This window comes from Ideonella sp. A 288 (genome assembly GCF_002198735.1).
Lineage (GTDB): Bacteria > Pseudomonadota > Gammaproteobacteria > Burkholderiales > Burkholderiaceae_C > Pseudaquabacterium.
In genome coordinates this window covers 16,910-34,952 of sequence record NZ_MWLO01000128.1, presented here as the reverse complement: position 1 = coordinate 34,952, position 18,043 = coordinate 16,910, and the positions used below count along the sequence as shown (strand labels likewise).

Sequence of the window (18,043 nt, the reverse complement as noted above, 5' to 3'; positions counted from 1 at the left end):
CTGATGTGGTGTGAATTGCGGGCGCGCCGACGCGCAGGCCCGTCAGCGCTTGATCGCGCGGTGGCCGATGTCGCGCCGGTATTGCGCGCCGTCGAACTGGATGCCGCTCAGCACCTGGTAGGCGCGTTGCTGCGCCAGCCGGGCCGAATCGCCCAGCGCGGTGACGCACAGCACCCGACCCCCACTGACCTGCAGCTGCCCATCGGCCTGCAGCGTGGTACCGGCGTGAAAGACGACGGCATCGTCGGTGTCGGCCGGCAGGCCGGTGATGGGGTCGCCCTGGCGCGGTGCCTGCGGATAGCCCGCCGCAGCCATGACCACGCCCAGCGCGAAGCGTCGGTCCCATTGCAGTTCGACCTGGTCGAGCGTGCCGTCGGTGGCTTGCATCAAGACCTCGACCAGATCGCTCTTCAGGCGCATCAGGATGGGCTGGGTCTCGGGGTCGCCCATGCGGGTGTTGAACTCGAGCGTCTTGACCTGCCCGGCCGGGTCGATCATGAGCCCGGCGTACAGGAAGCCGGTGAACGGGTTGCCGTCGCGGGCCATGCCCTGCACCGTGGGCAGGATGACCTCGTGCATGGCCCGTGCGTGCACATTGGGCGTGACCACCGGTGCCGGTGAATAGGCGCCCATGCCGCCGGTGTTGGGGCCCAGGTCGCCGTCCTGCAGGCGCTTGTGGTCCTGGCTGGACGCCAGCGGGAGCACGCGGGTGCCGTCCACCAGCACGATGAAGCTGGCCTCCTCGCCCTGCAGGCATTCCTCGATCACCACGCGGGGCACGGCGTTGCCGTCGGCATCGGCGTTGTACTGCACGCCGGTGGCCTGGCCGCCGAGCATGAAGTCGATGGCCTCGTGGGCCTCGGCCAGCGAGGTGGCCACCACCACGCCCTTGCCGGCGGCCAGGCCATCGGCCTTGACGACGATGGGCGCGCCCACCTTGTCGACGTGCGCATGGGCCTCGGCGGCGTCGGTGAAGGTGGCGTACAGCGCCGTGGGGATGCCGTGGCGCTGCATGAAGTCCTTGGCGAAGGCCTTGGAGCTTTCCAGCCGTGCAGCGGCCTTCGTCGGGCCGAAGATGCGCAGGCCACGGGCGCGGAACACATCCACCACGCCCGCCGACAGCGGCGCCTCGGGGCCGACCACGGTGAGCCCGATCTTCTGCGCCTCGGCAAAGTCGGCCAGCGCCACGGGGTCGGAGATGGGCACGTTCTGCAGGTGCGGGCTGCGCGCGGTGCCGCCGTTGCCCGGCGCCACGTAGACGCCCTGCACCCGCGGGCTCTGCGCCAGCTTCCAGGCCAGGGCATGTTCGCGGCCGCCGCCGCCGATGACGAGGATGTTCATGCGCGGGCTATTCGCCGATCTCGGCGTTGTGGAAGACTTCCTGCACGTCGTCCAGGTCCTCGATCACGTCCAGCAGCTTCTGCATGCGCTGGGCGTCCTCGCCGGCGAGTTCGATGGAGTTCTCGGCGCGCCAGGTGACCTCGGCCACCTCGGGCACCAGGCCGGCGGCCTCGAGCGCGTGCTTCACGGCCTCGAAGTCGGCCGGCGCGCACAGCACCTCGATGGCGCCATCGCCGTCGGTGATCACATCGTCGGCGCCGGCTTCGAGCGCCGATTCCATCACCTTGTCCTCCGACGTGCCAGGTGCGAAGACGAACTGCCCGCAATGCTTGAACTGGAAGGCCACCGAACCCTCGGTGCCCAGGTTGCCGCCGTACTTGCTGAAGGCATGCCGCACCTCGGCCACGGTGCGCACGCGGTTGTCGGTCATGCAGTCGACGATGATCGCGGCGCCGCCGATGCCGTAGCCCTCGTAGCGGATTTCCTCGTAGCTCACGCCCTCGAGCGCGCCGGAGGCCTTGTCGATGTTGTACTTGATGCGGTCGGCCGGCATGTTGGCGGCCTTGGCCTTGTCGATGGCCAGGCGCAGCCGCGGGTTGGCGCTGATGTCGCCCCCGCCCTGGCGGGCCGCGACCGTGATTTCACGGATGATGCGGGTCCACACCTTGCCGCGCTTTTCATCCTGCCGGCCCTTGCGGTGCTGGATGTTGGCCCATTTGGAATGTCCAGCCATGCTGGTGAAGCTCCTTGTGCTGAAGGCGGGAGTTTAAGTGGTCGCCCGGCGCGCTCGGGCAAGGCGGTCACCCGCACCGGAGGACGGTCGTGAGGTGCGACTCAGCGTCGCACCCCCCATCGGTGGAGGACGAAAGTGGTTGTTCGCCGGCGACACTGGCCCTTGTCGAGTCGTCTGCGCTGTAACCTCCATGAACTTCCAACACCTTTGCACCTCCGTCTCCATCGCCAGCCTGCTGGCCATGGGCCTGGCAGCCGGTGCCTCGGCCCAGACCGCACTGACACAGACGACCACGGCCAGCCCGACGCTGCTGGGCACGGGCAGCCTGACGGTCACCGACAACGCCGCCAACGCCAATCCGGTCACGGTGCAGCAGATCACCTCGGCGTCGCTGGCGCGCTTCGACCCGTCGCTGGGCGTGCTCACCGGCGTGTCCGGCACGCTGAACGTGGTGCCGGGCACCAACCTGGCCGTCAGCCGCACAGTGAACACCAACCAGTTCAACGGCACGGGCACGTTGCGGGCCCTGTGGAACTTCGGCACCACGCCGGCAACGTCGATCTACAGCGGCGACAACGGTCTGGCCCAACTCGTGGTCAACCGCAATGTGCCGTCACTGTCCACCAGCACCTTCTCGCAGATGGCCTACACCGCGCCGGCGGCAGACCGGGCCGGGTTCGTCGGCGTCGGCAACCTGTCGACGTCGATCACCACGTCCTTGCTGGCGCTGAAGGATCCCACGGCCAACGGCACCGGCAGCGTCACGTCGACGCTCTCGGCGCCGCTCAACGCGGCACTGAGCCTGCAGTACAGCTACCTCACCCACGCCCGAGGGTCGTTCAGCAACGCCGCCGCGATCGACAGCCTGTCGATGACGCTGGGCACCGGGGGCGGCAGTTTCAACGTGTTTGCGCTCGGCAATGCCAACACCACCCGCCTCGACCTGCTGAACGTCACCTGTACTGGCGCCTGCGGTCAGTTCTCGCTGACGCTGCCACTGGCAGACCTGGCCGCCGGCAGCCAGGCCACTGGGCAGGTGACGGTCATCGGCCAGCCAGCGGGCGGCACGGCCGTCTACCAGCTGACGCTCGGCGACGACACTTCGGTGGGTGTCGCCAGCAGCCTGCAATCGAGGCAGATGACCGTGAGCATCACGGCCGTGCCGGAACCGGCCACTTACGCGATGTGGTTGGCCGGCCTGCTGGCCATGGGCCACATCGTGCGACGCCGCCGCCCCGACTGATTGCGGCGGCGGTCGGGCTAGACTTGCCGGCACCGCAGTCCGCTGGAGAGCCGCCCCATGTCCGACCCCTTGCCCATCGCCCAGCATGGTGATGTCGTCTGTGAACTGCTGCCGGCCCTGGCCAACCGCCATGGGCTGATCACCGGGGCCACCGGCACCGGCAAGACCATCACGCTGCAGACACTGGCCGAACACTTCAGCAAGATCGGCGTGCCGGTGTTCATGGCCGACGTGAAGGGCGACCTCACCGGCATCACCCAGACCGGCGCCATCAGCCCCAAGCTGGCCGCCATCCTGAAAGAGCGCGGCCTGCCCGAGCCGGTGGCCGCCGCCTGCCCCGCCACGCTTTGGGATGTGTTCGGCGAGCAGGGCCACCCGGTGCGAGCCACCGTATCGGACATGGGCCCGCTGCTGCTGTCGCGCATGCTGGCGCTGAACGAAACCCAGGCCGGCGTGCTGAACCTCGTGTTCAAGATCGCCGACGACAACGGCCTGGCCCTGCTCGACATGAAGGACCTGCGGGCGATGCTGCAGTTCGTCGGCGACAACGGCAGCGAGTTCACCACCGAGTACGGCAACATCTCCGCCGCCAGCGTGGGCGCCATCCAGCGCGGCCTGCTGCAGATCGAGGAACAGGGCGGCGACCGGTTCTTCGGCGAGCCCATGCTCGACATCGGCGACTTCATGCAGACGGTCGATGGCCTGGGGGTGATCAACATCCTCACCGCCGACAAGCTGATGAACGCGCCGCGGCTGTACGCCACCTTCCTGCTGTGGATGCTGTCCGAGCTGTTCGAGATGCTGCCCGAGGTGGGTGACCTCGAGAAGCCCAAGCTGGTGTTCTTCTTCGACGAGGCGCACCTGCTGTTCAAGGACGCGCCCGGCGCCCTGGTGGAGCGCATCGAACTGGTGGTGCGCCTGGTGCGCAGCAAGGGCGTCGGCGTGTACTTCGTGACGCAGAACCCGCTGGACGTGCCCGACACCGTGCTCGCCCAGTTGGGCAACCGGGTGCAGCACGCGCTGCGCGCCTTCACGCCGCGCGACCAGAAGGCCGTCAAGTCGGCCGCCGAGACCATGCGCGCCAACCCCAAGATCGGCGACATGGCCACGGCCATCACCGAACTGGCCGTGGGCGAGGCATTGATCAGCTTCCTCGACGCCAAGGGCCGGCCCAGCGTCACCGAGCGGGTGTTCGTGCACCCGCCGGGCAGCCAGATCGGCCCCATCAGCCCCGAGCAGCGCAAGGCGCTGATCGCCGGCTCGCTGGTGGCCGGCGTGTACGAGAAGACCGTCGACCGCGAATCGGCCTACGAGAAGCTCAAGGGCCGCGCCGCGCCGTCGGCGGACGCCGGCGGCGATGGCGCGTCGACGGCCCCCGCCGGCCGAAATGGCGGCTCGCTGGCCGACGAGGCCACCGGCGCGCTGCGCCGCGGCCCGGCAGGTGCACCGGCCCCGGCGCAGGACAGCGGCGGCGGCGTGATGGACGACCTGAAGGGCGTGCTCTTCGGCCGCACCGGGCCGCGCGGTGGCAAGCACGAGGGCCTGGCCGAATCGGCGGCCCGCTCGGCGATGCGCTCGATCGGCTCGGCCGTGGGCCGCGAGATCATCCGCGGCGTGCTGGGCTCGATCCTTGGCGGCGGCAAGCGGCGCTGAGCGACTGGCGGCCGGTGCGGCACACCGCGCCGCGACTCACTTGACGGTGTAGCCGCGGCCTTCCAGGCAGGCGCTCTTCGCGCGCTGGTAGTCCGAGCGCAGCGCCATCGGCGTGCGCGGCGGTGCCGCGGGGTCGGCGCCTGGCGTGGCGCCCGGCGCACCCGTGGCCGCCACGGTGGGGTCGAAGCCGGACTGCGTCACCGCCCAGCGGTGGCATTCGTACTCGTCGCTGGCCTGCTGCTCCGGCCCCTGGTTGGCGCGCGGGTACACGAAGGTGCGCATCGCCGCCGCAGCGGCCGGTGCGGACTCGTCGGCCACCGGCGCCGGCACCACCTCGTAGCCGCCCTCGGTGCGTTCGCGGTAGTACACGCCGTTGGCGTACAGGTAGCTCAGGCCGCCCACCACCACCAGGGTGCGGAACAGCGGCAGGTCGCCCACCACCACGCCGTAGGGCGGCCGCGCCACTGCGTAGCCGTAGGGCCCCGGCGCGTACCAGATGCCGTCGTAGAAGCCGTAGTTCACGCCCGACCAGAAGACGATGCGGCTGCGCGGCGGCAGGTGGCGCACCGCCACGCCGGGCGCGGGGTAGCTGCGGGCGTGGCCGTGGGCACCGTCGAACCAGCGTCCTGCCCCTGGCCCCCCGGGGCGGGGTGCGTAGCGTTCGCCAGCGCGCGGGACTGCCTCGCGGTCGCCGCGACGGGGGCCATCGCGGTCGCCGCCACGGAACCCGTCACGAGCAGGAGGCGGTGCCCCGTCGGGTGCCGCCTGCGCTGCAAAGGCCGCCAGCGTCATCAACAGCACGGCGGTGCCGGTCGCATGGCGTCGGACGAAGGGGCTGGTAGCGTGCTGAGCGGTCATGTCGGATCCGGGTGTCATTGACGTGCGGTGGATGGGCCGGGCATCGCCGTTCAGCCCACCCGATAGCCGCGGCCCTGCATGCAGGCCGACATGGCGCGGCGGAAGTTGTCGTGCGGCTGGCGCGACGCCGCGGCCGAGGCCTCGGCCGCCTGCTGGCGCCTGGCCTGGTTGGCTTCGATGGCCTGCGCGCGCGACTCCTGCGCCACCGCGCCGATCGTCGCGCCAATGATGGCGCCGATGACGGCGTTGCCACCCGAATGCCGTGGCGACGAGGTCACCGCACCGATCACTGCCCCGGTGGCCGCACCGGCCACCACACCCGACCCATCGCGAAGCGGCGGGCCGGGTTCGGCCATCGGCATCGGCTGACGCACCGGCGTCATGCCGGGGTCGGTGCCGGTCTCGCGCACGGCCCAGCGGTAGCACTCGTAGCGGTCGCGGTCCTGCAGCGCCTCGGGCTGGTTGCGCTCGGGGTAGAAGTACAGCGGCGCCAGCGTCGGGGCCGGCGGCAACGCACGCCCCTGCGGCGCATACACCGGGCCCGAGCGATACGGTGCCACGGGCGCCACCACGCAGCCCCCCAGGGCCAGCAGCGCGGCAACGGCACACAGGCCCCGCACGGCGGGGCGCCAGGACGGGTCGGGACGCAGGTTCTTCATGCTGCACATGATGGGGCAAGCCCGTGTGGCCCGCCTTGCGTCGAGGTAAAGGAGTGCAAAGGTGGCAGCGTCCGGCGATCCGGCCGTGCCCTGCCCTGTCGGTGGGCGGCGCTTGTCCGCGATGCACCGGCACCACGCCGCCCGGGCCGCGGATTCGCGCCCTCGGACGGCATTTCGCGACAGCTCCGGGCGTTTCGTCGCGCAGCGGCTGACCGGCGGCGCAGGCCTGACCAGACTGCGTCCCATGTTCAACCCCGGAGTCGCCGACATGATCCGCCCCATCGCCCTCACCCCCCTGGTCCTGGCCCTCGGCCTGCACCTCTTCGTGGCCGCGCCGGCCGCCGCCGTCAGCCCGCAGGCCTACGCCGACGCCACGGCGCAGTTCCAGCGCGCCACCGAGGGCCAGACCTCGGCCATCGACGGCGCCGCGGCCCAGTGGCGCGCCTTGTCCGACGCCGAGCCCACCGACCCCGTGCTGCGCGCCTACGCCGGCGCCGCCACGTCGATGCGGGCGCTGACCACCCTGCTGCCCTGGCGCAAGATCTCGCACGCCGAGGACGGGCTGGCATTGCTCGACAAGGCCCTGGCGCAGCTCACCCCGGCGCACGACGCGCCGGCCCACCGGGGCGTGCCGGCCACGCTGGAAGTGCGCTTCACCGCCGCCAGCACCTTCCTGAGCCTGCCGTCGATGTTCAACCGCGGGGCGCGGGGCGCCAGGCTGCTGGACGAGGTGGTGCGCAGCCCCCTGCTCGAGGCCGCGCCGATGGCGTTCCGCGCCCAGGTGTGGCTGCGCGCCGGCCTGGAAGCGGCCAAGGACAAGCGCACCGACGAGGCGCGGCTCTGGCTGCAGAAGGCCGGCACCAGCGGCACGCCCGTCGCGGCGCAGGCGCAGGCCCGGCTCGGCGAGTTGTGACATGGGCCGCCCCGAGCCCATGGCGTTCGCAGCGCCCGACGTGCACGCCAGCCCCTCCGTGCGGCCCGGCAGGGGGCCAGAGATGACGGCGCCGCCTTCGTCCGCCGCCCTGTCCGTGCGCGGCGTGCACAAGACCTACCGCCTCGGCGCGCACGTGGTGCCGGCCCTGCAGGGCGTGGACCTGGGCGTGCAGCCGGGCGAGATGCTCGCGCTCACCGGCCCGTCGGGCAGCGGCAAGAGCACGCTGCTGAACCTGGCCGGGCTGATCGACACGCCCGACCGCGGCCAGATCCTGCTGCGCGGCCGCGCGGTCGAATCGCTCGGCGCCACCGAGGCCACGCTGTTGCGGCGCGACGCCATCGGCTTCGTCTTCCAGGGTTTCAACCTGGTGCCGGTGATGACGGTGGCCGAGAACGTCGACTACCCGCTGATGCTGGCCGGCGTGGGCGCCTCAGAGCGCCGCCGCCGCGTTGGCGACATGCTGCAGGCGGTGGGGCTGCACGAGCATGCGGCCCACCGGCCGGACGCCTTGTCGGGCGGCCAGCGCCAGCGCGTGGCCATCGCCCGCGCGCTGGTCAAGCGGCCGGCGCTGGTGATCGCCGACGAGCCCACCGCCAGCCTCGACTCGCACACCGCCGACCAGGTGCTCGACCTGATGCGCGAGCAGGGCCATGCCCATGGCGCGGCCTTCCTCATCGCCACCCACGACGCGCGGCTGCTGCGCCGCTGCGACCGCGCCGTCGCCCTGCTCGACGGCCTGATCCAGGAGAACCCGTCATGACGCTCCGCTGGCTCCTGTTCGCCTGGCGCAACACGCTGCGCAACCGGCGGCGCTCGGCCGTCACCGTCACCATCGCCGCGCTGGGCACCGCCGCCATCCTGCTGGCCGGCGGCTTCGCGCTGTACACCTACCAGTCGCTGGCCCAGGGCTCGGCGCGCAGCAGCGGCCACCTCATCGTGGCGCGCCCGGCGCAGTTCACGCAGGACGAGGACGTGCCGCTGCAGCACGGCCTGGACGACGCCGACGCGCTGCGCGCCCGCCTGCTCGCCGACGACGCGGTGCGCCAGGTGCTGCCGCGCATCGAGTTCTCGGGGCTCATCGGCAACGGCGACAAGAGCACCGTGATGATGGCCGCCGGCATCGACCCGGACGCCGAGTTTGCGGTCAAGGGCCCCTTCCTGGCGATGCGTTCCGGCCGCGTGCTTTCCTCCGGCCAGCACCTGGAGGTGATGCTGGGCGAAGGCCTGGCGCGCAGCCTGAAGGCGCAGCCCGGCACCGGCCTCACGCTGATGGCCAGCACCACCGAGGGCGCGCTCAACGCACTGGACGTGACGGTGGTGGGCGTGTTCGCCACCGGGGTGCCCGAGATGGACAAGCGCCTGGTCTACACCGACCTCGCCACTGCGCAGAAGCTGCTGGCCACTGCGCGCGTGTCGAGCCTGGGCGTGTTCCTCGACCGGATGGAATCGACCGGCGCGGCCCAGGCCCGCGTGCAGGCCGCCCTGCCGCAGCTGGCGGTGCGCACCTGGATCGACCAGGCCACCTTCTACCGCAGCGTCAAGGACCTCTACAACCGCATCTTCGGCGCGCTGGGCCTGATCATCGGCGTGATCGTGGTGTTCGTCGTCACCAACGCGATGGCCATGGCCGTGATCGAGCGCACCCGCGAGATCGGCACCTTGCGCGCGGTGGGCACCCTGCCCTCGCAGCTCATCACGAGCTTCGCCCTGGAAGGGCTGATCCTGGGCGGTGTCGGTGCCCTGGCCGGTGCGCTGCTGTCGCTGACCGTGTCGATCGGCCTGCTGCTGTTCCCGGTGCAGATGCCGCCGCCGCCGGGCCGCAGCGACAGCTACCCGCTGAACGTCGCCCTCGATCCGGCGCTGTACGCCGTCACGCTGCTGGCGATGCTGTCGCTGGCCCTGCTGGCCTCGGCCTGGGTGGCGCGGCGCACGGTGCGCCAGCCCATCGTCGACGCCCTGGCCCACACCTGAAGGACCTGCCATGACCACCCCATTCGTGTCGCGCCTGCGCATGGCCCTGCTGCCGATCGCACTCGCCCTGGGCACCGCCGCCGGCGGCGCTACCGACGTCGGTGCGCTGCTGAAAGCCGCCGACCGCTACCGCACCGGCGCCGACAACCTGCAGGTCGAGACGCAGGTGACGCTGCTGCGACAGGACGGCAGCGTCGACAAGGAGCGCCGCTACACCGTGTTCACCCAGGCACAGCGCAAGTCGCTGGTGCTGATGCGCTCGCCCGCCGAGGCCGGGCAGAAGGTGCTGATGCTGGGCGACGACTTCTGGCTGCTGCTGCCCGGCAGCGCCCGGCCGATGCGCATCACGCCGTCGCAGAAGCTGCTGGGCGAGGCCTCCACCGGCGACATCGCCACGATGAGCTGGGCCGACGATTACGCCGGCACCGTGGTGGCCGAGGAGACCTGCGGTGCCAGGCCCTGCCTGCACCTGTCGCTGGCCGCCACGCGCAAGGGTCTGAGCTACCAGCGCATCGAGCTGTGGCTGGGCCAGCAGCACCACGAGCCGATCGCGGCCGACCTGTACGTGCTGTCCGACAAGCTGGCCAAGCAGGCCCGCTTCACCCTGGACAAGCCCGCCGCGCCGACGCGGGTGGACGAGATGGTGCTGGTGGACAAGCTGGGTGCCAACAAGGAGACCCGGGTGCGCTACCTGTCGCGGCAGACGCGCCAGGTGCCCGACACCTGGCTGAACCCGATGTTCCTGGCCCGCAACCCCACGCTGGAGTGAGCCATGCGCATGCCGAGATCCGCGGTGGCCGCCTGGGCCGTGGCGCTGGCCGCTGCGTTGGCTTGCCAGGCGGTGCGGGCGGCCGAGGCCGGCACCGACGCCGATGCAGGCGCCGGCGAGTTGCGCCTGCGCTGGGACGCGCGCGTGGCGTCCGACCGCGGCCCGCTGGCGCTCGCTCACGCGCTGGCCCCCGACATCGCCGAGCCCACCCCGGGCGCCTGGGTGGCCGAGGCCGGCTGGCGCCAGACGCTGCGCACGCGCCTGGGGACGCAGGCCTGGTCGCTGGGCGTCGACGCGCTGGCCTGGCACACACGGCCGCAGGGCGACGCACCGGACCGGTCCGGCCGCAGCCAGGCCCGCTTCAACGAGTTCTACCTGGCCACCGACCTCGACGCCTGGGGCCTGGCCGCCGGCAAGAAAGTGGTGGGCTGGGACGTGGGCCAGGGCTTCCGGCCCAACGACGTGGTGCAGCAGGAGGCGCGCCGCACCCTGCTGGGCACCACGCCCGAGGGCCGGCCGCTGCTGCAGATCGACCACTTCGGCAGCGACACCGCCGGCACGCTGGTGTGGGTGAATCCACAGCAGCTGAACGCCGCACCCGACGAATCCCGACGCGCCGACGAAAGCGCGCTGGCGGCCCGCGGGTACTGGCGCGTGGGCGCCGCCGACTGGCACGGCTTTGCCCGCCTCGGCCGGCGCACCCGCGGCTCCATCGGCGCGGCGGTGGCCTGGGTGGCGGGTGACGAACTGGAACTGCACGCGTCCTGGCGCGGGCTGCAGCGGCACGAGGGCTGGCGCACGCCGACCTTGGCAGCGGCCGAACCGCGGGCCGCCAACCCCTGGCAACTGCAGCAGCGCGGAGGCACCGCGCAGTGGCTGGTCGGCCTGAGCTGGACCGGTGCCTCGCAACAGGGCCTGCTGGTCGAGGCCTGGCACGACGGCACGGCCCTGCCCGACCGCGACTGGGACGCCTGGACGGCGCGAACCCGCACCCTGCCCGGCTCGGGGGCGCCGGCCGGTGCCCTCGCCGGGAACCTGGCCTGGCAGGCCACGCCGCTGGACAGCCCCAACCTGCGCCGCGACAACCTGTTCGTGCGTGGCTCCTGGCAGCCGGGCCCCTGGCTGGCGACGCTGGACCTGCTGTGGACGCCGGCCGACCGCGGCCGCGCCCTCACGGCCGGCCTGCAATGGCAGGGCGACCGGGTGCGGCTCAACGCCGCCTGGCGCGTCTACGGCGGGCCGGCGGACTCGGTCTTCGCGCAGTTGCCGCAGCGTGCCACCGGCGTGGTCGCGGCCACCTGGGCGTTCTGATCAACCCGAGGCCGGCCACGAGGCGCCGCCAAGGCGGCACTTCGCGACGGCAGCGCGCATTCCGTCGCGCCGGGGCTGCGACGCGGACGCCTGGGCGCGACGATGAGCCCATCGAACCACTGCACCGGAGCCCGCCATGAACCTCATCCTTCTCATCATCACCCGCACCCCGATCTGGGTCTGGGCCCTGCTGGCCGCGCTGGTGGCCCTGGGGCTGCACCAGGCCCGCGACCACGAGGTGTCGCGCGGCCGCGCACTGGTGCAGCCGATCGCGCTGGGCCTGCTGTCGTTCTTCGGTGCCGCGAGCGCCTTCGGCTGGCACGCCACCGTGCAGCCGGTTTGGCTCGCCGGCTTCGCGCTCGGCATCGCGCTGTCCCGGCACCTGATGCCGCCGCTGCGCGTGCAGGCGCTGGCCGGTGGCCGCTTCGCGATCGGTGGCAGCTGGGCGCCGCTGGTGCTGATCGTGGCGATCTTCATGCTGCGCTACGTCGGCTCGGTCTCGCTGGCCATCGTGCCCCAGCTGGCCGATCTGCCGCTGTTCGCCGCCGGCGCCAGTGCGCTGTATGGCCTGCCCAGCGGGCTGCTCGCGGCGCGCGCCCGCCGCCTGCTGCAGGCCGGCCGCCCGGCCCTGGCGCTGCAGGCGGCGTGATCCTCCACAATCGCCCGACTGCCCGTCCCGCCCCATGCACCTGCCCCCCGATTCGCCCCAAGCGCCGCGCACGCCGCTGCAGTTCCTGTGGACCGAGCTGCGCATCGGGGTGCCGCTGTGTGTGGGCGTGGCGGCCTTCCTGAGCGTGCTGTTCGGCGACTCGTTCGGCAACATGCTGGTGTACTCGCTGTGCATCGGCACGCTGATCCAGTGGTCGATCGAAGGCGGCCGCTACGCGATGGCCGCCTGGTTGCGGCGGCGCGAACCGGACCGGGCGAGCCTGGTGTCGGACTGGCCCGGCTGGACCCTGATGGCGCCCTGGGTGGTGATCAGCTCCATCGGCGGCTACTGGGCCGGGTCGCACCTCGGCGACCTGATCACCGGCAACACGCGGACGCACGGCATCTTCACCGGCAACCCGCGTGTCCTGGCGGTGATCCTGCTGGTCACCCTGGTCGCCTCGGTGGGCACGACCTTCTTCTTCTACTCGCGCGGCCGCATGGCCACGATCGAGGCCATGGCCGAGGCGGCACGACGCACCTCGGTCGAGACGCAGCTGAAGCTGCTGCAATCGCAGCTCGAGCCGCACATGCTGTTCAACACACTGGCCAACCTGCGGGTGCTGATCGGCCTGGACCCGGCGCGCGCGCAGGCCATGCTCGACCACCTGATCGGCTTCCTGCGCGCCACGCTCAACGCGTCGCGCAGCGACCGCCACCCGTTGTCGGCGGAGTTCGACCGCGTGGCCGACTACCTGGCGCTGATGGCCATCCGCATGGGGCCGCGGCTGCAGGTGGTTCTGGACCTGCCCGACGACCTGCGCACGCTGCCGGTGCCGCCGCTGCTGCTGCAGCCGCTGGTGGAGAACTGCATCCACCACGGGCTGGAGCCCAAGGTGGCCGGCGGCCGCATCGAGCTGAGCGCCCGCCGCGACGGCCCGCTGCTGCGGCTGGCCGTGCGCGACACCGGCGTCGGCCTGGCCGCGGCGCCGGCCAGCGCGGGCACCGGCTTCGGCACGGCCCAGGTGCGCGAGCGCCTGGCCACGCTGTTCGGTGACCGCGCCGGCCTGACGCTGCAGCCCGCCGACGGCCCCGACGGCGGCACGCTGGCCACGGTGACGCTGCCGCTGCCGCTGCCGAACGTTCCCGCATGACGCCCCCGCACGACACCCCGCCATGACGCCCACCGCCCTGATCGCCGAAGACGAACCCCTGCTCGCCGCCGCGCTGCAGGCCGACCTGGCCAGCCTGTGGCCCGAACTGGTCATCGCCGCCAACGTCGGTGACGGGTTGAGTGCCGTGGCGCAGGCGCTGGCGCTGCGGCCGTCGGTGTGCTTCCTCGACATCCGCATGCCGGGCCAGACCGGGCTGGAGGCCGCGCAGGCCCTGGCGGAGGACTGGCCGGCCGACGCGCCCTTCCCCTTGCTGGTGTTCGTCACCGCCTACGACCAGTACGCCGTCAGCGCCTTCGAGGCCCAGGCGGTGGACTACCTGGTCAAGCCGGTGGAGACGGCGCGCCTGGCGGCGTGCATCAAGCGGCTGCAGACCCGCCTGGCCGACCGCCGGGCCGAGGCCGCACCCGCGGCCGCCGGGCTGGCCTCGGCCATCGACCAGCTGCGCGCGCTGCTGTCCGCACCGGGGGCCGGGCCAGGGGCCGCACCGGGGACCGCGGGTGCGGCCTCGCCGCCGCGGCTCGAGGTCATCCAGGCCGGCGTGGGCAACACCGTGCACCTGGTGCCGGTGGCGGAGGTGCTGTACTTCGAGGCCGCCGACAAGTACGTGCGCGTCGTCACCGCCGATCGCGAGCACCTGATCCGGCTGTCGCTGCGCGAGTTGCTGCCGCAGCTCGATGCCCAGGTCTTCTGGCAGGTGCACCGCGGCCTGGTGGTGCGCGCGTCGGCCATCGCCACCGCGGTGCGCGACGAATCGGGCAAGGTCTTCCTGAGCCTGCGCGGGCGCAACGAGCGCCTCACCGCCAGCCGGCTGTACGCGCACCTGTTCAAGGGCATGTAGGGCGAGCGGGGCCCCCGCGCTTCGCGCCGCGTGCGGCCCGCTTCGTCGCCGCCCCCGCGGTTTCGTCGCAGGGCAGGCCCCAGGGCAGACGGGCATTCGCAGAATGAGGTCCATCGCACCAGGACTTCACGCCATGACCGCCTTCTCCCAACTGCTCGACCGCAACCCGCTGGTGTTCTTCCACCTGGTGACGGCCATCGGCGCACTCCTCGTGGGCATCGTGGTCATGACCCGCCGCAAGGGCACCGGCAGCCACCGCGCGCTGGGCTGGGCCTGGGTGCTGCTGATGAGCAGCACCACGCTGGCCAGCGCCTTCATCCGCGACCACCACATGATCAACCTGGCCGGCATCACGCCGATCCATGCCTTCACGCTGCTGGTGTCGGTGAACCTGCCGCGCGGCATCTGGGCCATCCGCCAGGGCAACGTGGCGTTGCACCAGAAGGCCATGCGTGGCATGTTCATCGGCGGCTGCGTCGTGGCCGGCCTATTCACGCTGCTGCCGGGGCGATTCCTCGGTGGCCTGTTGTGGCAGTCGCTGGCCGGCATCGCGGCCTGATCGATTCCGTTCACGTCCCCGTTCACCAAGGAGCACACCATGTCATCCAGGCACCTCACCGAGTCCCCCACGCTCGAACAACGCGCCCGCCGCCGTGTCGCGCTGAAGACCGGCTTCTTCATCCATGCCCTGGTGTTCGTGCTCGTCAACGCCGGGCTCTGGTTGGCCTCCACAGTCGGCGGCTTCGGGCGCTGGCACGGCGGCGGCACCTTCGTCCCGCTGTGGGGTTGGGCCCTGGGCCTGAGCATCCACGGCATCGTGGTGTTCCTGAAGCTGCAGGGCGAAGGCATGGGCCGGCGCATGGTCGAGCGCGAAATCGAGACATTGCGCCGCCGCGAGGGGCAATGACCCCCTGCGGCCGGGCCGGGCGCCGGGCACCCCCTCGCTAGAATCGGCGCTCCGCCTCGAACCGCAGCGGCTCCGTCACCCGGGGCCGGCTCGCCAGCCCATGTCCGCGCCCGCCAAGAACGACACCGCCCCCAAGCCCGCCAATTTCCTGCGCACCCTGATCGAGCGCGAGGTGCAGGACGGCGTCTATGCCCAGCGTCGCTGGGGCGGCACCCCGGGCGACGGCGCCCACCACGCCGCCGGCGTGCCCGACCCGATGGCCGTGCGGCTGCGCTTTCCGCCCGAGCCCAACGGCTACCTGCACATCGGCCACGCCAAGAGCATCTGCCTGAACTTCGGCCTGGCACGCGACTTCGGCGGCGTGTGCCATCTGCGCTTCGACGACACCAACCCCGAGAAGGAAGAGCAGGAGTACGTCGACGCCATCGTCGAGATGGTGCAGTGGCTGGGCTGGACCTGGGATGTGGCCGGCACCTCGCACCTGTACTACGCGAGCAACTATTTCGACTTCATGTACCGCGCCGCCGAGTCGCTGATCGAGGGCGGCCTGGCCTATGTCGACGAGCAGAGCGCCGAGGCCATGCGCGCCAACCGCGGCGACTTCACCACGCCCGGCACCGACAGCCCCTGGCGCACCCGCAGCGTGGCCGAGAACCTGGCCCGTTTCCGCGAGATGCGCGACGGCGCGCACGCCGACGGCGCAATGGTGCTGCGCGCGAAGATCGACATGGCCTCGCCCAACATCAACCTGCGTGACCCGGCGCTCTACCGCATCAAGCGCGCGCACCATCACAACACCGGCGACCGCTGGTGCATCTACCCGATGTACACCTACGCGCACCCGATCGAGGACGCGCTGGAGAACATCACCCACAGCATCTGCACCCTCGAGTTCGAAGACCAGCGGCCGTTCTACGACTGGCTGCTCGACAAGCTGGCCGAGCGCGGCCTGCTGCAGCGGCCCTGCCCCAAGCAGCACGAGTTCGGCCGGCTCAACCTCACCTACGTCATCACCAGCAAGCGCAAGCTCAAGGCACTGGTCGACGAGAAGATCGTCGAAGGCTGGGACGACCCGCGCATGCCCACGCTGGCCGGCATGCGCCGCCGCGGCTACACGCCCGAGGCGGTGCGCAAGATGGCCGAGGACACCGGCGCCAGCAAGACCAACATCTGGGTCGACTACGGCGTGCTGGACATCGCCCTGCGCGAAGACCTGGAAGGCAAGGCCGCCCGCGCGATGGCCGTGATCGACCCGCTGAAGCTCGAGCTCACCAACTGGGCCGATCTGTTCGGTGCCGACCACCGCGAGCCCTGCAGCGCCCCGGCCCACCCGCAGCGCCCCGAACTGGGCCAGCGCCAGTTCAGCCTCGGCCCCGAGGTGTGGATCGAGCGCGACGACTTCGCCGAGGTGGCACCCAAGGGCTTCTTCCGCCTGTTCCCGGGCAACAAGGTGCGCCTGAAGTACGGCATGGTGGTCGAGTGCACCGGCTGCCGCAAGGACGCCGACGGCCGCATCGTCGCCGTCACCGCCACCGTGGTGCCCGACACCAAGAGCGGCACGCCGGGCGCCGACGCCGTCAAGGTCAAGGGCACCATCACCTGGGTGGGCGTGCACGACGGCGTGGCCGCCACGGTCAAGCTCTACGACCGCCTGTTCACCGAGCCGCAACCCGACGCCGGCGGCCGCGACTTCCGCGAGGTGCTCAACCCCGGCAGCAAGCAGGTCGTCAGCGGCTACGTCGAGCCCTCGCTGGCCACGGTGCCGGCCGACACGCGCTTCCAGTTCGAGCGGCACGGCTACTTCGTCACCGACCGCCTCGACCACCGCGCCGACGCGCCGGTGTTCAACCGCATCACGGGGCTGAAGGACGGCTGGGGCGGCCGCTGAGCCGGCCATCGCCCATGCAAGATTTTTGGCCCGACTGCGGCCACCGCCACCTGCAGCGCACGGCCGGCGGCTGGCTGGTGCCCGGCGACGACTACCTGCGCTGGCTGCTGGCCCGCCCCGAGCTGGCGCTGGTGCCCGAATCGTGCGCGGCGGAGATCGCGCTGCACCGCGCGCTGCAGGCATCGCCACGGCAGCCGGTCACCGACGCCAGCCTGGCCGCGCTGGCCGATGCCGACGCGCGCGACAACTGGCGCCTGTTCATCGCCTTCCGCGACACGCTGCTGGCCGCCGGCACGCTGGAAGCCTGGCTGCTGACGCTCTTTCGCAGCGGCCAGGTCAACGTGCCGCCGCCGCTGATCGACGCGGTGGTGCAGGCCGTGCTGCGCGAGCTGCTCGACGACTGCGGCGACGCGCTGCAGGCCCGGGCGGCCGAGCTGCTGTTCCGCCACCAGCGCGTCAGCGTGCACGAGGGCCGGCTGCTGGCCGGTGACCGCGACACGCTCGACCTGCTCGACCAGACCAACGGCCTGGGCGAGATCGGCCGGCTGCTCAAGCAGGCCCAGGCGCCGCTGAAGGCCGTGCAGCTGCAGGTGCTGGGCGCCGACAACGGCGTCGAGTACTGGGCCGACCGCCGCCACCGCTTCCTGCTGGACCTGACGCACGAGGTGGCGATGCCGCTGGCCGAAGGCCTGAGCGTGCGCCTGTCCCGAACCGATTCCGCGCTCTCGGCACTGGCCCGCGTGCTCGAGCGCTGGGTGGCCCACCTGCTGGGCGTGGCCGTGCGCATCGAGCCTCGCCAGCGCATCGACGACACGCAATGGCGCTGGCACCTGGGCCTGGACGCCGAGTCCACCGCGCTGCTGAACGCCCTGTACCTCGACCAGCCGGTCGACGAGGCCCAGCTGGCGCGGCTCGTCAGCCTGTTCGAACTGCGCTTCGAGCGCACCGCCGAGATGCGGCCCGACGTGGCCGGCAAGCCCGTGTGGCTGGGCCTGGCGATGAATGCCGACGGCGTGCTGCGGCTGAAGCCGCAGAACCTGCTGCTGAACCTGCCGCTGGCGACGACCACCTGATCCGGGGTGCCCTGCGGCACCACGCCGTGCCGCGCCGATATC

At 71.9% G+C, this 18,043-nt stretch carries 18 protein-coding genes; 14 read left to right on the top strand and 4 right to left on the bottom strand.

Annotated features, from left to right (window positions below):
• Window positions 1-42: 42 nt before the first annotated feature.
• Both purD and EOINJALH_RS16490 read right to left on the bottom strand, forming a co-directional pair.
• Entirely contained in the window at window positions 43-1,341 is a 1,299-nt protein-coding gene (gene purD / locus EOINJALH_RS16495; protein WP_088281988.1) for a phosphoribosylamine--glycine ligase, read from the bottom strand.
• A 7-nt stretch (window positions 1,342-1,348) separates the two neighbouring features.
• Complete coding sequence (locus EOINJALH_RS16490; RefSeq protein ID WP_088281986.1) at window positions 1,349-2,074, bottom strand: YebC/PmpR family DNA-binding transcriptional regulator; 726 nt, start codon at window positions 2,072-2,074, stop codon at window positions 1,349-1,351.
• 190 nt (window positions 2,075-2,264) lie between these two features.
• Between EOINJALH_RS16490 and EOINJALH_RS16485 the strand changes: the two genes are divergently transcribed.
• Complete coding sequence (locus EOINJALH_RS16485) at window positions 2,265-3,317, top strand: PEP-CTERM sorting domain-containing protein (RefSeq protein WP_088281984.1); 1,053 nt, start codon at window positions 2,265-2,267, stop codon at window positions 3,315-3,317.
• Window positions 3,318-3,374: 57 nt separating this feature from the next.
• The gene (locus EOINJALH_RS16480; protein WP_088281982.1) at window positions 3,375-4,970 is read left to right on the top strand and encodes a helicase HerA-like domain-containing protein; all 1,596 of its coding nucleotides are present in this window, start codon (window positions 3,375-3,377) and stop codon (window positions 4,968-4,970) included.
• A gap of 36 nt (window positions 4,971-5,006) precedes the next feature.
• Here the strand turns inward: EOINJALH_RS16480 and EOINJALH_RS16475 are convergent, their stop codons facing one another.
• Both EOINJALH_RS16475 and EOINJALH_RS16470 read right to left on the bottom strand, forming a co-directional pair.
• Window positions 5,007-5,828 (bottom strand): DUF6515 family protein, encoded by an 822-nt coding sequence (locus tag EOINJALH_RS16475; protein WP_144290051.1) that lies wholly within the window; start codon window positions 5,826-5,828, stop codon window positions 5,007-5,009.
• A gap of 50 nt (window positions 5,829-5,878) precedes the next feature.
• The gene (locus EOINJALH_RS16470) at window positions 5,879-6,487 is read right to left on the bottom strand and encodes a YMGG-like glycine zipper-containing protein (protein WP_158219794.1); all 609 of its coding nucleotides are present in this window, start codon (window positions 6,485-6,487) and stop codon (window positions 5,879-5,881) included.
• A 268-nt stretch (window positions 6,488-6,755) separates the two neighbouring features.
• Between EOINJALH_RS16470 and EOINJALH_RS16465 the strand changes: the two genes are divergently transcribed.
• From EOINJALH_RS16465 to EOINJALH_RS16410, 12 genes are all read left to right on the top strand, one after another.
• Complete coding sequence (locus EOINJALH_RS16465; RefSeq protein WP_088281976.1) at window positions 6,756-7,400, top strand: hypothetical protein; 645 nt, start codon at window positions 6,756-6,758, stop codon at window positions 7,398-7,400.
• A gap of 82 nt (window positions 7,401-7,482) precedes the next feature.
• Complete coding sequence (locus EOINJALH_RS16460) at window positions 7,483-8,181, top strand: ABC transporter ATP-binding protein (protein ID WP_088282229.1); 699 nt, start codon at window positions 7,483-7,485, stop codon at window positions 8,179-8,181.
• Window positions 8,178-9,392, top strand: a complete 1,215-nt coding sequence (locus tag EOINJALH_RS16455) for an FtsX-like permease family protein (protein WP_088281974.1) — start codon at window positions 8,178-8,180, stop codon at window positions 9,390-9,392. The genes EOINJALH_RS16460 and EOINJALH_RS16455 overlap by 4 nt, the downstream gene beginning before the upstream one ends.
• A gap of 10 nt (window positions 9,393-9,402) precedes the next feature.
• Window positions 9,403-10,161, top strand: coding sequence for an outer membrane lipoprotein-sorting protein (locus EOINJALH_RS16450; protein WP_199873394.1), 759 nt, complete (start codon window positions 9,403-9,405; stop codon window positions 10,159-10,161).
• 3 nt (window positions 10,162-10,164) lie between these two features.
• Window positions 10,165-11,472 carry a hypothetical protein gene (locus tag EOINJALH_RS16445; RefSeq protein ID WP_144290050.1) on the top strand — a complete coding sequence of 436 codons (1,308 nt, stop codon included), beginning with the start codon at window positions 10,165-10,167 and terminating at the stop codon, window positions 11,470-11,472.
• A 136-nt stretch (window positions 11,473-11,608) separates the two neighbouring features.
• On the top strand, window positions 11,609-12,121 hold the full coding sequence (locus tag EOINJALH_RS16440; RefSeq protein ID WP_088281970.1) for a DUF6622 family protein: 513 nt from the start codon (window positions 11,609-11,611) through the stop codon (window positions 12,119-12,121).
• Between the two features lie 34 nt (window positions 12,122-12,155).
• A complete protein-coding gene (locus EOINJALH_RS16435; RefSeq protein ID WP_088281968.1) occupies window positions 12,156-13,274 on the top strand; it encodes a sensor histidine kinase in 1,119 nt (372 codons plus the stop codon).
• A 22-nt stretch (window positions 13,275-13,296) separates the two neighbouring features.
• Window positions 13,297-14,133, top strand: a complete 837-nt coding sequence (locus tag EOINJALH_RS16430) for a LytTR family DNA-binding domain-containing protein (RefSeq protein ID WP_088281966.1) — start codon at window positions 13,297-13,299, stop codon at window positions 14,131-14,133.
• A 133-nt stretch (window positions 14,134-14,266) separates the two neighbouring features.
• A complete protein-coding gene (locus EOINJALH_RS16425; RefSeq protein ID WP_158219793.1) occupies window positions 14,267-14,692 on the top strand; it encodes a DUF2306 domain-containing protein in 426 nt (141 codons plus the stop codon).
• A 39-nt stretch (window positions 14,693-14,731) separates the two neighbouring features.
• Window positions 14,732-15,040, top strand: a complete 309-nt coding sequence (locus tag EOINJALH_RS16420; RefSeq protein WP_088281962.1) for a 2TM domain-containing protein — start codon at window positions 14,732-14,734, stop codon at window positions 15,038-15,040.
• Window positions 15,041-15,140: 100 nt separating this feature from the next.
• On the top strand, window positions 15,141-16,928 hold the full coding sequence (locus EOINJALH_RS16415; protein WP_088281960.1) for a glutamine--tRNA ligase/YqeY domain fusion protein: 1,788 nt from the start codon (window positions 15,141-15,143) through the stop codon (window positions 16,926-16,928).
• Window positions 16,929-16,942: 14 nt separating this feature from the next.
• Window positions 16,943-18,001, top strand: coding sequence for a DUF6352 family protein (locus tag EOINJALH_RS16410; protein ID WP_088281958.1), 1,059 nt, complete (start codon window positions 16,943-16,945; stop codon window positions 17,999-18,001).
• Window positions 18,002-18,043: the final 42 nt, after the last annotated feature.

What these genes read in the sequence shown, in the direction of transcription:
- purD (WP_088281988.1), bottom strand. Translation starts at nt 1,341, where the DNA reads ATGAACATCCTCGTCATCGGCGGCGGCGGCCGCGAACATGCCCTGGCC.
- EOINJALH_RS16490 (WP_088281986.1), bottom strand. Translation starts at nt 2,074, where the DNA reads ATGGCTGGACATTCCAAATGGGCCAACATCCAGCACCGCAAGGGCCGG.
- EOINJALH_RS16485 (WP_088281984.1), top strand. Translation starts at nt 2,265, where the DNA reads ATGAACTTCCAACACCTTTGCACCTCCGTCTCCATCGCCAGCCTGCTG.
- EOINJALH_RS16480 (WP_088281982.1), top strand. Translation starts at nt 3,375, where the DNA reads ATGTCCGACCCCTTGCCCATCGCCCAGCATGGTGATGTCGTCTGTGAA.
- EOINJALH_RS16475 (WP_144290051.1), bottom strand. Translation starts at nt 5,828, where the DNA reads ATGACCGCTCAGCACGCTACCAGCCCCTTCGTCCGACGCCATGCGACC.
- EOINJALH_RS16470 (WP_158219794.1), bottom strand. Translation starts at nt 6,487, where the DNA reads ATGAAGAACCTGCGTCCCGACCCGTCCTGGCGCCCCGCCGTGCGGGGC.
- EOINJALH_RS16465 (WP_088281976.1), top strand. Translation starts at nt 6,756, where the DNA reads ATGATCCGCCCCATCGCCCTCACCCCCCTGGTCCTGGCCCTCGGCCTG.
- EOINJALH_RS16460 (WP_088282229.1), top strand. Translation starts at nt 7,483, where the DNA reads ATGACGGCGCCGCCTTCGTCCGCCGCCCTGTCCGTGCGCGGCGTGCAC.
- EOINJALH_RS16455 (WP_088281974.1), top strand. Translation starts at nt 8,178, where the DNA reads ATGACGCTCCGCTGGCTCCTGTTCGCCTGGCGCAACACGCTGCGCAAC.
- EOINJALH_RS16450 (WP_199873394.1), top strand. Translation starts at nt 9,403, where the DNA reads ATGACCACCCCATTCGTGTCGCGCCTGCGCATGGCCCTGCTGCCGATC.
- EOINJALH_RS16445 (WP_144290050.1), top strand. Translation starts at nt 10,165, where the DNA reads ATGCGCATGCCGAGATCCGCGGTGGCCGCCTGGGCCGTGGCGCTGGCC.
- EOINJALH_RS16440 (WP_088281970.1), top strand. Translation starts at nt 11,609, where the DNA reads ATGAACCTCATCCTTCTCATCATCACCCGCACCCCGATCTGGGTCTGG.
- EOINJALH_RS16435 (WP_088281968.1), top strand. Translation starts at nt 12,156, where the DNA reads ATGCACCTGCCCCCCGATTCGCCCCAAGCGCCGCGCACGCCGCTGCAG.
- EOINJALH_RS16430 (WP_088281966.1), top strand. Translation starts at nt 13,297, where the DNA reads ATGACGCCCACCGCCCTGATCGCCGAAGACGAACCCCTGCTCGCCGCC.
- EOINJALH_RS16425 (WP_158219793.1), top strand. Translation starts at nt 14,267, where the DNA reads ATGACCGCCTTCTCCCAACTGCTCGACCGCAACCCGCTGGTGTTCTTC.
- EOINJALH_RS16420 (WP_088281962.1), top strand. Translation starts at nt 14,732, where the DNA reads ATGTCATCCAGGCACCTCACCGAGTCCCCCACGCTCGAACAACGCGCC.
- EOINJALH_RS16415 (WP_088281960.1), top strand. Translation starts at nt 15,141, where the DNA reads ATGTCCGCGCCCGCCAAGAACGACACCGCCCCCAAGCCCGCCAATTTC.
- EOINJALH_RS16410 (WP_088281958.1), top strand. Translation starts at nt 16,943, where the DNA reads ATGCAAGATTTTTGGCCCGACTGCGGCCACCGCCACCTGCAGCGCACG.